Source organism: Deltaproteobacteria bacterium IMCC39524, from assembly GCA_029667085.1.
Lineage (GTDB): Bacteria > Desulfobacterota > Desulfuromonadia > Desulfuromonadales > BM103 > M0040.
Genome location: JARUHJ010000003.1, coordinates 352747 through 365629 on the forward strand (window position 1 = coordinate 352747; position 12883 = coordinate 365629).

A 12883-nucleotide genomic window follows, 5' to 3' on the forward strand; every position below is an offset into this window, starting at 1 on the left:
CTTTGTCAAACGGTTTGCTTCGTCAGTCCGGGTCAGGACTTGAAAGAGCCGATCTCCTTCTCCAGGACATGGGCCTGCTCTGTCAGGTTCTCAACCACCTTATCCAGCTCCGCGGTGCGGGCAGCGTTGCTTTCGGCAACCTGGCGAACCGCAGAAACCGCCGCGACAACTTGCTGGCTACGGGTCGACTGTGCTTTGGAAGCTTGGTCGATCTGCTGCATCATGGTGCGGATATTTTCCATGCTTGCGCTGATCTGATGGCTGCCCTTGGCCTGCTCACCGGTGCTGAGTTTAACCTGAGAAGAAATATCCTTCATCGATTCAGCCGATTGTGCCAGTTGCTGGATACCGTCTGACTGCTGTTTTACCGCCGAGGATATCTGCTGCAACATGTTTGCAACCTGGTTGACGGCTTCTGTGATCTGACGGCTGCCGCGAGATTGCTCCTGGGTGGCCCGGACAATGCTTTTAACCTGCTCGGAGGAGCGCAGTGAGCTTTCCGTCAGCTTATCAAGAGCGACTTCGGCGACCTTCGAGCGTTCTGCTTCTTCATGAACACGCTCGCTGCCAACCTGCATCGCTTTGACCGCTTCGACGGTTCCGGTTTGCAGTCGACGGATAATGGTTGAAATCTCCTGGGTCGACAGGGCCGTACGCTCTGCCAGTTCGCGAATTTCGTCAGCGACTACGGCAAAGCCTTTGCCATGTTCGCCGGCCTGGGCTGCAATGATCGATGCATTCAGAGAGAGTAGACGGGTCTGGTCGGCGACATCGTCAATAACGGTCAGAATCGTACCAATCTCACCGGATTGTTTGCCCAACTCCTCGATCGCCTGGCTGGCATCTTCGACGGTGACGCGAATCGCCTGGATTCCCGCAATTGTTTCTGCTACAGCAGTCTTGCCCATCTCTGCATCGCGGTTGGCCTGCTCGGAAAGTTCGTTGGTGTGCTGGGCCGTTTCCTCAACCTCTTTGATGGAGGCGTCCATCTGGGTGATCGAAGACGCCGTGACTTCGGTCGATGAGGAGAGGTTGTCGAGGTTGTCAGAGACCTGCTGACTTGATACCGACATTTCGGTGATTGAGCTGGAGACTTCTTCAATGGTGCTGAAGAGTCGATCCACCTGGGAAACAATTTCCTCAATGGTGGCGCCAAGCTCCAGGGTTGCGGACGATGAAATCTCGACCGCTTCCAAAAGAGCACTGATGCTGTTGGCAACCTCGATCGTTGATTCATCAATTCCCTGAATGGCCTGAAAGGAATCTTCCAGCGCTTCGGCCTGGTTGGCCGTGCCATTGCTGACATCCTGTGAGGTGTGGCGAATCTTTTCGGTCGCTGTGAAGATGTCGCTGGCTGCGGAACTGATGCGTAGAACCATTTCGCGCAGGCGTTCCACAAATTGATTGAAGTTCCCCGCCAATTCTCCGACTTCGTCGTTGCTGCTGATTTTCAGTGTCCGGGTCAGGTCGGCTTCTCCCTGTGCAATCTCCTTGAGGTTGTTAACAACCACAAGTAATGGCTTGGTCAGTGTTCGGGAAAATAGCAGGGCCAAAACGAAGACAATCGCGATGACGGCGGCCACCAGGCCGACCATCAGCTTGCGTAGTGATTGTTGAGCCTCAAGTGCACTTGCCAGGTCTTGTGCAATAATGAGTTGGAAAGAGGTGCCGGTCAGGTCTCGCACGATCGGCATGTACGGTTTGTCACCGAGTATGATTTCTTCACCTTGCAGGGAGTTGCCTGAACCTTTGAAATCTGGATGCGAAGCACCAACGACGCCTTGCGGGCCTACAAAGGCGACCTCTACGCCACCCATCTCCTTGACGTGGCTGGCAAACAGATCGTCCAGCAAGTAGGCTCCTACCAGGTAGCCGACAATGTTGTCCTGCAGGGCCACCGGAGTGGCGACGAGAATGGTCAATTTGCCGAGATAGCTGGTCAAGCCGGCCCGGGTAATGTTGCTCTCTCTTGCCTCGACGAGGAAAGGATGGCCTGTTTCGGGTTCTTCGGGGAGGGTGAGCCCTTCAGCGCTGACTCTCAAGATTGACTGTCCCGAAGTGTCCAGCACTTCAAGGATGTCCATATCGTATTGATCGTGAACGTTTTGGATCAGTTCACGCAACTGTTCGACATCCTGTGTTAGCGAGGCATAGTAGAGTGCGTTGACCAGGTCTGAAGAGCTGCTCAGCAGACTCAGGTAGTTGACCAGTTCTTGCTGGCGGCTGTCGGTACTGCGCTCGACAAAATTACTTGATTTCTCGGCAAACTGAACCATGCTGGTGCGAATCTGCTCTTTGGTAAAGTTGGAGAGAAAGGTCAGGCTGACAACCAGAGGCACAACGGCAACCAATAACAGAACGAGAAGTGTTTTACCGCGCAATTTCATATTTATCATCGTGAGAACCCCGAGTCGATGTAGGTTTGCTGAAGATTTAAATCACGCCATACTACATGAGCTTTGCTTTTGATGCTACCTCTGCCGGGATGGTTAAGCTCAGTTCGGCAGCCGCCCCTTTACTGGTTTTAAGAGAAACCTTTTTAGCTTCTCTGACTGGCAGGAGGTGGACCTGTTTGCCTTGCATCGTCTGCAGGGCATGAACGGCAACGAGTTTACCCTGCTCGTCCAGGTCGGCTTCGATGCCGATTAACGCTCCTTGTTCCACCAAACCGGGAATTTGTGAAAATACTATACATTTGTTGGCTTGGGCGGAGGTGATAATTGCTGAAGCCTGCAGGGCAACCGAGATGCTTTCAGTAAGAAAAAGAGCTTCAGTCTCACTGGACAGTTTTTTGCCGAGAGCTTGAGCTTCTTTAGGGTTGCGTGCATTCTCAGCTGCAACCTTGAATCCGAAAGCCTTCCCTTGCTCCTTGATTTCTGCAAGCTGTTGCTCAGAACCCTTTTCCCCTTTTGTATAGAGGACTCCAACTGTCTTCACTGGCTTGATTGCTACAAGGGCCTCTACCATTAAGCCAAGGTCGGTTTTACTGGTTGCGCCACTGGCGTCAGAGCCCGGAGCTGCGAGAGTCTTTACCACCCCCAGCGACACAGGATCGTAAACATCGGCAAACAGCAGAGGAGTGTCTTTTAGCGATTCTTTGGCGAGGCTGGTCGCCTGAGAACCGTAGGTGATAACCAACGTTGCACCTGCGGCTTCTGCGCGGCGGAGACTGTTGGTTAAAGACATCTTGTCAGCATTGGGGTTCTGCTTGAATATCTTTAGCTTGTCTTCGCCGAAGCCGCCGGCCTGCAGGACTTTGACCATAGACTCATGGACTTCCTGGTAGCGCGGCAGGTCGGCGGTGACGATGGCGGCAAGGATTTGCTGAGCACTGACAACCCCTGACGAGCTAACAGAGATGACAAGGCAGACGAGGGTCACTTGAATGATATTAAACACAAAGCGTTTCATAACAGTCCCTACCAAATTCGTGAGAGGCTGGCCATATAAGAGATGACCGAGCCATCGAAGATATTGCTGTCCTTATCATCGTAGTCATCGTAAGCAGCGTCAAAACCACAAGACCATTGGTCGTCGATCTGCCAGTTTATCCGAGCCTTGATGCCGTTCTGTCGAATGTCGATTTTGCTGATACTTTTTAACTCAGAGCTTGAAGCCGTTCCCGGAACAACAACAGGACCAAATTGTGTAAATCGAGTGAAATCAAGAGAAACGGTATCAAAGTCAGGCTCGTAATAGGCCTCTGAGCGTATGTGGTATCCCTCTGCACGAAAGGAGAGATTCTTTAGGGCCTGCCAGCTTGCACCTGCCGACAGGGTGTGTACCGTTTGCTCGTATTCGACATCTTCATTTTCAATAGTGAAGTTTAGAGCCTCATCCCCAGGTGCTGTATTCGGCTGAGCGCCGAAAAGCAGGTCCTGTTCTGTCTGGGTGGCAAGGTAGCCATAACTGAAATCAAGCGAGACGCCATCTGTGGGAATCAGCCAGCCGCCCAGGCTGACGTTCTGCTGCGTCCTGTCGCGGTCGAGGTCGAATTTTGCAAATTCATTGGGAGGGTTGTTGTCATCGAACTGCAAGGCAGTGCGGTCATCGTTTTTCTCGTCCAGCAGGTTTAGTGACGCACTCAGCCCCCAAAAGGGTGAAGGTGCATAGCGCGACGAGAGGAAAAGTTCGTAGCTGTCAGAAAACGATGTGCCGTAAGAAGGGTCGTCGCTGTGTCTAAGGCTGGCCCAGCCGCTGAGCTTGAGCGCGGATTTTTCCAGGTGGCGGCTGTGAAAGCCTATTTTCAGCTTGGTGATGCTTTCTTCATCAGGGAGTTGCCATGAGCTGTTTATCTCAACGGGGCTAGTTAATGAGCTGTGGTGTTCTTCAGGGAGGTCGGTGTTGTCGCGGTCAATGTCTTCCCGGCGCAACTCGGCTTTGACGGTCAGTCTGTTACTCGGTCTGTAGTTGCTGATGATTTCGTACCAGGCCCTGGTGAAATCGATCGAGTCGCGAACTTCAAGGTCGTTAGGGTTGCTTGTGCCGTGACCTGAGGCGGGGAAGCTACTGTTGTTGTCGTTGTCGACGTCCAGATAGCGATGCCGCAAGTTGATCGTCCAAGTTTTGCTTGGGGTGTAGGTCACGTTGGTCGAGGTTTTCCAGTAATCCATCTCTGCTTTAATCGGGTAGATGGAGGAGATGTCCGATTCGTTTTCACGCTTGCCGATGGTCAGGCTGGTGTTGGCGACCAGACCACCAGAAGGTGATGTGTTGGCATTGATAGTCACTTCCTTGACGGTGGATTCCGGGTCCTCAGTGTGCTCATACTCCCCGGAAGCCCTCCCGCGCCCATGGCCGCCGAACAAGTCCGTGGGAATGGATTCCCGGTCCTCGAATTCCCGGTAAAGGGCTATCGCCTCGAGATCGACGTAGCCAAAGTGGCCGTCAAGGCTGCCCTTGATTTCCCTGGTGACGCGATCGATCTTGCGGGTTCTGCTTTGCATGTGACAGCCGGTGCAGTTTTCGTCCGCGAAGCGCATCTGCTTTTGACCCGATTTTTCAATTTGCCAGTAGGCCAGGTTCAGGTGGGCCGGGTAGGTCGGCAGTTTTGCCCGGGCCTTCACTTCGTTGATGTCGATCTTTTGGCCGTAGTCTGCCATCGGGTCCTGATCCGTGTAGTAGGTTCGAACTTGACCGCTGAACACGCCGTCAGGGCGACTGCCTTTGACGGGCGCATGATCTGGATTCCTGTTGAAGCCGTCTCCGACGTTGCCGTTGTCGTATGGGATATGGTCGAGGTTGTGATAGAAGCGCTCTGTTCGCAGGTTCAGCCGTAATAGACTCCCTTTGTTGAGTGTGACTTCAGCGTTGAAGTCTTCATCACTGAGATAGTTGGAATCGACACTGAAATGACTTGACTGGTTGTCTTTGAAATAGTTCAAGCCAAAGGTTGGGCTCGAAGAGAAGCTCCTATATTCAGCAGCACGACCCGGTTCATCCCGGAGGCTGAAGGATTGGTAGCCGAGGGTTACCTTTGTTTCCTGAAAGACCATCAGGTCGTCGGCAATTTCGCCGGTGTCGGCAATGGCTTCGCCACACGAAAGCGATAGAGCGAAAAGAGACGTACAGAATAAAATGTATTTAAAAGGGTTCACAATGACCTCCTTGATTCCGATACATAAAAGACCTCTCGTCGATAATGGTTACAGTCAGCGCGAGAGGAAAGTGCCACGACCATGGACTGTTGGAACGTCGGTTCCGTGGATCGACGAGTGGCAGTCAGTACACCTGTTGTAGAACGCCTGCTTCATGGATGAGTTGTCGAGTGTCCCTTGGGGAGACAAGCGGCCCTGATGCCCGGAGTGGCATTGCATACAAAGGAAGGGCTGGGCGACTTCGAGTAGCGGGTCGTTGGGAGAGCCATGAGGCCTGTGGCAGTTGGTGCATTCTTCGGTTACGTCAGCGTGCTCATAGACGAACGGGCCCTGGTACTCCATGTGACAGCGGGTGCATAGGGCCTTTGTGGTAATCCCTTTGAGGTTTTTGTTGTTGGTCGAGTTGTGCGGATCGTGGCAGTCGGTGCAGGCCATCTTGTGCTCCGGCACCGGGTGATGCGAGAACTGGGAGAACTCCATCTTAACTTGTGTGTGACAGCCAGTGCAGAGTTCCTCCTGCTCGTGGCGATTGACTTTCTGCTGAGGTCCCTTGTGCAGCTTGTGGCAGTCAAAACAGCTCACATCATTCATTGCATGGACACTTGCATTCCAGCCGCTCAGGTTCGGGGTGGACGCCGCCGAATGACATTTCAGACAAATCATTGATTTGGCTTGGGAGGGGAACTCGGTAAGCGGAAGCAGGCTTTTGATGTCACAGGTCTTCTGCTCTGCAGCATGTTCGATGGCCTTGCTGCCCGGGCCATGGCAGGACTCACAGTTGACCAGAGGCAGGCCGGTCTCTTCCGAGATCTGGTCACCGTGAATCGAACGTTTGAAATCCGAGTAGACTTTGTCGTGCTTGTGGCAGCTGGCGAGACAGTTCTCGTCGCCCACGTAGTTGGCTTCCAGGTCACCAACCAGGATGGTTTCGTAGTCTCTGACCGGTGCAATCGGCTGAGAAGACTTTAAGGTGGCCACGTCGGTACAGGCGACGCTGAAGAGACTTGCCAGGAACAGATAGAGCAGTATTCGATGTTTCAAGATAGACCTCCTGATGAAAAATCCCGAACCTTTAATTTCATGATTATGTGTACAGATTAAAAGAATTCCCGAAGCGACATTACTAAAGCCAGCATAATAAATGAGCCCATTATGAGGTTTTTTGTTTTAAAATCAAGGCTCTTGCTCTGATTAAGGCTATTTAGTTAGGTTTTTGCAAAGTATGGGTGGCGGATTTTTAGAGAGGTTTTTTTCATTAACTATCTGAAATAACAGAGATATGGAAAACTTTAAGAGCGTTGCTGGTGCTTGTCGTGGGACGAGGTATACTTGAAGACAAGCAGAGTTACAAAATTCATCCGGGGAGTTGGACGCAGCTTCCCGCTTCGCCCTGGCAGACTTGCCCTCCTGGTCTCCAGGGTTTTTTTGTCTGCTGTGAGCTACTTGGTCGAGGTTTAAGAACTAACGGGGAGTTGGTCGTTTTTCTGTGCTGCCAGGCTGGCAAAGTCATAGCGTGACAGGGTGGCCATGAATTCTTTGCGAATCTGAGCCCAGGCACCGTGGACCGGGCAGAAGAACTCGCGTTCGCAGGAACCTTTTTCGATCAGGCACTGGTTAAGATAAACCGGGCCTTCCTGGGATTTGATAATGTCGAGGAGCGTGATCTCAGCAGGTTCCTTGGCCAGGTAAAAGCCGCCACCGACACCGCGTTGAGATCCGACGATACCGTCTTTGATCAGTGGTTGGAAGATCTTGGTCAGAAACGCCGGGGTGATCTCCTGTGCTTTGCAGATATCCTTCTTGTAAATAATCTCACCAGCGGGCTGGCGGGACATGTAAAGAATGGCGCGGATGGCATATTCTGTTGCACGAGTAATAATCAAGACTGTTTCCTCTTCTAGAGCTATACTTGACAATATTTGTAATAAAATAGTGTTCTTCATGAATCATGTCAATCTTTAATGCGAATGTTAAATCTGGAAGTCCTTTAGATCAATAGTGACGTGCATATAAGATGATCGACTTCTGATGTCTTTCCCTTCCTGAAAAGGTTCTATAACCAAAACTAAAGGCAGGGCAAGCCCAGGCTACCTAATTAATGCAAAGACGCGGAGACGCAGAGAGAGCAATAGTCAGAATTGAGCCATCTTTAAAACTTTGAAGCGTTTTTCCTCTACGCTCTTTGCACCTTATGCGTTAAACACTTTTTGGGGTTATAGAACCGTCCTGCAATTAAAACCCTGAGCAAAAAGCCACTGTTGTGGATTGACAGTCCCTTTTCGCTACAGGCATTATGCCGGTGTTCTAAAGCTGTTTCGGTTTATGAAAGGACTACGATGTCTGCAGAAAAGGTCGTCGGGCGTTTTGCGCCTAGCCCTACCGGGCCATTGCACTTTGGTTCACTGGTCGCCGCAGTCGGTAGCTACTGCCTGGCTCGCCGAGAAGGTGGCTTGTGGCTGTTACGTATGGAAGACCTTGATCCTCCTCGCGTGGTGCCAGGTGCGGCCGACGAGATTCTGTCCTCCCTGGAGATGTTGGGCCTGCATTGGGATGGAGAGGTTGTCTGGCAGAGTCAGCGCAACGAGGCATATCTTGCCGCCGTGGAGACGTTGCGGGATAAAGGGCTGGTCTTTGACTGCGCTTGTACACGTAAAGAAATTATCCTGAGTGCTCCTCATCCTGGTGAAGAAGGCCCCATCTACCCCGGCACCTGCCGCAGAGGACTAGCTGTCGGCCGCAAACCGCGTGCGCTACGGATTGAAGTGCCGCAGGAGCAGGTGTCATTTTCGGACGGTGTATTTGGCCGGGTACAGCAGGTGTTGGCCGATTCGGTGGGCGATTTTATCCTCCGGCGAGCTGACGGCCTCTTTGCTTATCAGTTGGCGGTGGTTGTCGATGATGCCGCCGCCGGCATCAACCAGGTCGTGCGCGGCGCCGACCTTCTCTCTTCAACGCCAAGACAGATTTTTCTGCATGCCTGTCTCGGCAACCCTGTGCCGAAATATGTTCACCTGCCGATGGTGTTGGGCAGTAACGGCAAAAAAATCAGCAAGCGTCACGGCTCGGCAGAGCTTGACTATGAGTTCAGGGCGTCAGCGTTGATCTCTCTGTCGCTCTCCCTGCTCGGTCAAACAATCCCTAAGGAAGTGCACGGCGCTCCTCCTGCAGAGCTTCTCTCCTGGGCGGTGAAAAACTTTGAGCCTCGAAACATTCCGGCGGCCAATGAGGGTGTTGGCGTCGATGAAGAAGTCTTGTAGAGGGCTTTGGCCTCTTCTGCTGAAGGCTGTCGGCGATCGTTTTATTCGTGCAAAAGAGCCGTGCAAAGAGTAGAGGGTTGGCTCGAGGCGATGAAAAAAAATCACCTAAGCCATTGACAGACCGGTGAAAAGCCGGTAAATAGGTTTATCGAAAGAGAGCGCTGCCTGCCTAATCAGTTGCCTGAGATAATTATTTTTCCTTTCATATAGCTTCCAACCTATGAGTACGGACTGACCTCAAACCTATTAGAAATTATTGAAAATATATGCGTGGGCTGCACAAAATTAATGGCTCGCAAAGATAACCTGCCAACACATCATAATCATTTCGGACCAGAAAACTCGGAGAACAAGACCTCTTACATTAACAAATGAACCAAGCGGCGATCGCGGCAACCTTTTGCCGTTGTAAGCTGTGCGCTATTCTGAGCCGGTAGACTATCAAGGAGAACCGATGAACCTGAAGGAATTGAAAGAAAAGAAGATTGCCGACCTTTCGGCGATTGCCAAGGACCTTGGCGTCGAAGGGGCTTCAGGTCTGCGCAAGCAGGACCTGATCTTCGCTATTCTCAACACGACCTCAGCCAAGAATGGAGCTATTTTTGGAGAGGGGGTTCTTGAGATCCTTCCCGATGGATTTGGTTTCCTGCGTGCTCCTGACGCTAATTACCTGCCAGGGCCCGACGATATTTACGTTTCTCCTTCTCAAATTAGACGATTCAGCCTGAAGACCGGTGACACCGTGTCCGGCCAGATCAGGCCGCCGAAAGAAGGCGAACGTTACTTCGCTCTACTTAAGGTCGCCGAGGTCAACTTCGAGAACCCGGCCGTTGCTCGTGAAAAGATCCTGTTTGATAATCTGACGCCTCTCTATCCCGACGAGCGCCTGATTCTGGAAAGCGAACCGGACAACCTTTCGGCTCGAGTCATCGATCTGGTTTCACCGGTTGGCAAGGGCCAACGTGCCCTGATTGTTGCCCCACCGAGGACCGGTAAGACGGTTCTGTTGCAGAACATTGCCAACTCGATTACAGCCAATCATCCGGAAGTCTACCTGATCGTCCTTTTGATCGACGAGCGGCCCGAGGAAGTCACTGACATGCAGCGCACGGTCAATGGCGAGGTCATCTCCTCGACCTTTGACGAGCCTGCTACCCGTCACGTCCAGGTTGCCGAGATGGTCATCGAGAAGGCCCGTCGGCTGGTCGAGCATAAGCGTGATGTTGTTATCCTTCTCGACTCTATTACCCGCTTGGCGCGTGCCTATAATACGGTTGTGCCGCCTTCCGGCAAGATCCTTTCCGGTGGTGTCGATTCCAACGCATTGCACAAGCCGAAGCGCTTCTTCGGTGCGGCCCGTAATATTGAAGAAGGTGGCAGTTTGACGATCATCGCCACGGCTCTGGTAGATACCGGTAGCAAGATGGACGAAGTCATCTTTGAAGAGTTCAAGGGCACCGGCAATATGGAGCTGCATCTTGACCGTCGTCTGGTCGAAAAGCGGTCCTTTCCAGCGATCGACATTAATAAATCCGGAACCCGTCGTGAAGAACTCCTGGTTGACGAAAAGAGCCTGCAGCGCATCTGGCTGCTACGCAAAGTCCTTTCATCGATGAACGTGGTTGACAGTATGGAGTTCCTGCGCGACAAACTCAGTGACGTCAAGACTAACCAGGAATTTCTCGATAGCATGAACCGCTAAGCTTGATTCTGCTTAAGCTCATTGTTGCTTCCGGTGACAGATCATCGGAAAAAGTTGCAATTGCTTATAAATAGTGGTATCAAATCACTCTTTTAAGGCCTTTAAGGCCCACTAAATCCGCGACCTGTACCAAGCCAGGTCAATAGGAGTTGAACGATGAAAGAAGGTATCCACCCGAGTTACGAGCCATCCACGGTTACTTGTCACTGTGGTAATTCATTTGAGACCAAATCGACCAAGGGCGACATTACGACGGAAATTTGCTCGTCTTGCCATCCCTTTTACACCGGCAAGCAGAAGCTGATGGACACCGCCGGTCGGATCGAGCGTTTCCGCAAGAGGTACGAAAAGAAAGACTAGAGTTCTGGGGGGCGGCCCTGTTGGGTCGTCCCTTTATTTTTGCTGCCGGGTTCGCCGGCACAATCTCTTCCGCGTCCCGTTCCGGGACACGGCCCGGTTCACCGGACGACGCGGTCTTATTTGGAAACGAAGGCCATGCACGTCCAACTTCTGTCACACACTCCTATTCCTGAACAGGTCGTTGCAGCTGCCGCGCGGCTTTGCTATTCCGAATCTTCCATTGAGCAATTGCTTGGTCAGGCACCAGAACAGATCGCCAAGATGTTGCAGAAGATCCTTGAACTAGGCCACTTCTCGGTCCTTGAACACGCATCTTTCACCTTTGGTATTGAAGGTATCAGCCGCGCCTGCTCCCACCAGCTTGTGCGACATCGAATCGCCTCATTTTCGCAACAGAGCCAGCGTTATGTTTCTCATGAACAGCAGTTCGAATTAATCGTCCCCGAGAGTATTCGCGAACACCAGTCTTTGCTAAAACGTTTTGAAACGCATATGCAGGTTACTCACGAGCTCTACAGAGACCTGATGGATGTAGGTGTTCCCGCTGAGGATGCCCGCTTCGTACTGCCCAACGCGGCATCTACCAAGCTGGTGATGACCATGAATGCCCGCGAGCTACATCATTTCTTCGCGCTGCGTTGCTGTCGCCGGGCCCAGTGGGAGATTCAGGCGCTGGCCAAAGAAATGTTGCAGTTGGCACGAGAGGCTTCATCTCTTCTCTTTGCTGAGGCCGGCCCCGGATGTCTGAAGCGGCCTTGCCCTGAAGGTGCTATGACCTGCGGTGAGATCAAAGCCGTTCGTGAAGAGTATTGGCAACTGTAAATCAACCCTGAACCTGTGATTTTTGATAATGCCAGGTTCAACATCAAGAACGATGACAGATCCCCATGCTGAATAAACTTGAAGAAGTCGCTGACCGTTTTCGCGAGGTAGAGGGCTTGCTCTCTGACCCAACGGTGTTGAACGATCAGAACCGTTATCGTGCACTGACCATAGAGCACTCTGAGCTGATTGATGTCGTTAAAGATTACGAACGTTGCTGTCGTATCAGAGAGGAAATTGCCGCTAGCCAGGAGCTTCTTAAGGATCCGGATGCAGAGGTTCGCGAAATGGCGAACGCAGACGTCTCAGAGCTCGAAACTGAACTAACTGAGCTTGAGGAGCAACTCAAACTCATGCTGCTGCCCAAGGATCCGAATGACCAGAGGAACGTCGTTCTTGAAATCCGCGCCGGTACCGGTGGTGATGAAGCGGCTCTGTTTGCCGGTGACCTTTTTCGCATGTACTGCCGATATGCCGACCACCAGGGTTGGAAGGTGGAACTTCTCAGTACGGCTGAATCGGAAGCGGGTGGTTACAAGGAAGTGATCGCCCTGGTCAGCGGTAAAGGGGTTTTCTCACGTTTTAAATATGAGAGCGGCACCCACCGGGTACAGCGGGTTCCGGAAACCGAGGCCCAGGGGCGGATTCATACTTCGGCTTGTACCGTAGCGGTGATGCCGGAAGCGGATGATGTTGAAGTCGATATTGATCCCTCCGATCTGCGTATTGACCTCTACCGGGCCTCCGGAGCCGGCGGGCAGCACGTCAACAAGACCGAATCGGCTGTGCGGATAACGCACGTCCCGACCGGGGTTGTGGTTGCTTGCCAGGATGAAAAATCCCAGCATAAAAATAAAGCCAAGGCGATGAAGGTTCTGAAGTCGCGAATTCTTGATGCCATGCAGGCTGAGCAGCACGCGAAGATGGCCGCTGATCGCAAGAGCCAGGTGGGCAGCGGTGATCGCTCCGAGCGGATCCGTACCTATAACTTTCCTCAGGGACGCTGTACGGATCACCGCGTTAACCTGACGCTTTACAAGCTTGAAGCCATCATGCAGGGTGATCTTGATGAAGTTATCGACACCTTGACGACCCATGCCCAGGCCGAATTGATGGCCGGGCAGGACAGCTGATTGCACAGGGAG

The 12883-nt window shown here is 52.3% G+C and carries 10 protein-coding genes; 5 read left to right on the top strand and 5 right to left on the bottom strand.

Annotated features, from left to right (window positions below):
* Nucleotides 1–32 precede the first annotated feature (32 nt).
* The 5 genes from P9J64_09785 to P9J64_09805 all read right to left on the bottom strand — a co-directional run bounded on the left by P9J64_09785 (nucleotide 33) and on the right by P9J64_09805 (nucleotide 7480).
* Nucleotides 33–2396, bottom strand: coding sequence for a methyl-accepting chemotaxis protein (locus P9J64_09785; GenBank protein ID MDG5468605.1), 2364 nt, complete (start codon nucleotides 2394–2396; stop codon nucleotides 33–35).
* A 52-nt stretch (nucleotides 2397–2448) separates the two neighbouring features.
* Complete coding sequence (locus tag P9J64_09790; GenBank protein MDG5468606.1) at nucleotides 2449–3411, bottom strand: ABC transporter substrate binding protein; 963 nt, start codon at nucleotides 3409–3411, stop codon at nucleotides 2449–2451.
* Between the two features lie 8 nt (nucleotides 3412–3419).
* On the bottom strand, nucleotides 3420–5597 hold the full coding sequence (locus tag P9J64_09795; GenBank protein ID MDG5468607.1) for an MtrB/PioB family outer membrane beta-barrel protein: 2178 nt from the start codon (nucleotides 5595–5597) through the stop codon (nucleotides 3420–3422).
* Nucleotides 5598–5651: 54 nt separating this feature from the next.
* Nucleotides 5652–6638, bottom strand: coding sequence for a DmsE family decaheme c-type cytochrome (locus P9J64_09800; protein MDG5468608.1), 987 nt, complete (start codon nucleotides 6636–6638; stop codon nucleotides 5652–5654).
* Nucleotides 6639–7051: 413 nt separating this feature from the next.
* The gene (locus P9J64_09805; GenBank protein MDG5468609.1) at nucleotides 7052–7480 is read right to left on the bottom strand and encodes an Rrf2 family transcriptional regulator; all 429 of its coding nucleotides are present in this window, start codon (nucleotides 7478–7480) and stop codon (nucleotides 7052–7054) included.
* Nucleotides 7481–7933: 453 nt separating this feature from the next.
* On the opposite strand from P9J64_09805, the gene gluQRS reads away from it, so the two are divergent.
* The 5 genes from gluQRS to prfA all read left to right on the top strand — a co-directional run bounded on the left by gluQRS (nucleotide 7934) and on the right by prfA (nucleotide 12871).
* Nucleotides 7934–8854 carry a tRNA glutamyl-Q(34) synthetase GluQRS gene (gene gluQRS / locus P9J64_09810; GenBank protein ID MDG5468610.1) on the top strand — a complete coding sequence of 307 codons (921 nt, stop codon included), beginning with the start codon at nucleotides 7934–7936 and terminating at the stop codon, nucleotides 8852–8854.
* A 454-nt stretch (nucleotides 8855–9308) separates the two neighbouring features.
* Nucleotides 9309–10556 (top strand): transcription termination factor Rho, encoded by a 1248-nt coding sequence (gene rho / locus P9J64_09815; GenBank protein MDG5468611.1) that lies wholly within the window; start codon nucleotides 9309–9311, stop codon nucleotides 10554–10556.
* Between the two features lie 156 nt (nucleotides 10557–10712).
* Nucleotides 10713–10916: a 50S ribosomal protein L31 gene (gene rpmE / locus P9J64_09820; protein MDG5468612.1), complete on the top strand. Its 204-nt coding sequence runs from the start codon at nucleotides 10713–10715 to the stop codon at nucleotides 10914–10916.
* A gap of 135 nt (nucleotides 10917–11051) precedes the next feature.
* Nucleotides 11052–11738 carry an FAD-dependent thymidylate synthase gene (gene thyX, locus P9J64_09825; protein MDG5468613.1) on the top strand — a complete coding sequence of 229 codons (687 nt, stop codon included), beginning with the start codon at nucleotides 11052–11054 and terminating at the stop codon, nucleotides 11736–11738.
* A 65-nt stretch (nucleotides 11739–11803) separates the two neighbouring features.
* Entirely contained in the window at nucleotides 11804–12871 is a 1068-nt protein-coding gene (prfA, locus tag P9J64_09830; protein ID MDG5468614.1) for a peptide chain release factor 1, read from the top strand.
* The last annotated feature ends 12 nt before the right edge of the window (nucleotides 12872–12883 follow it).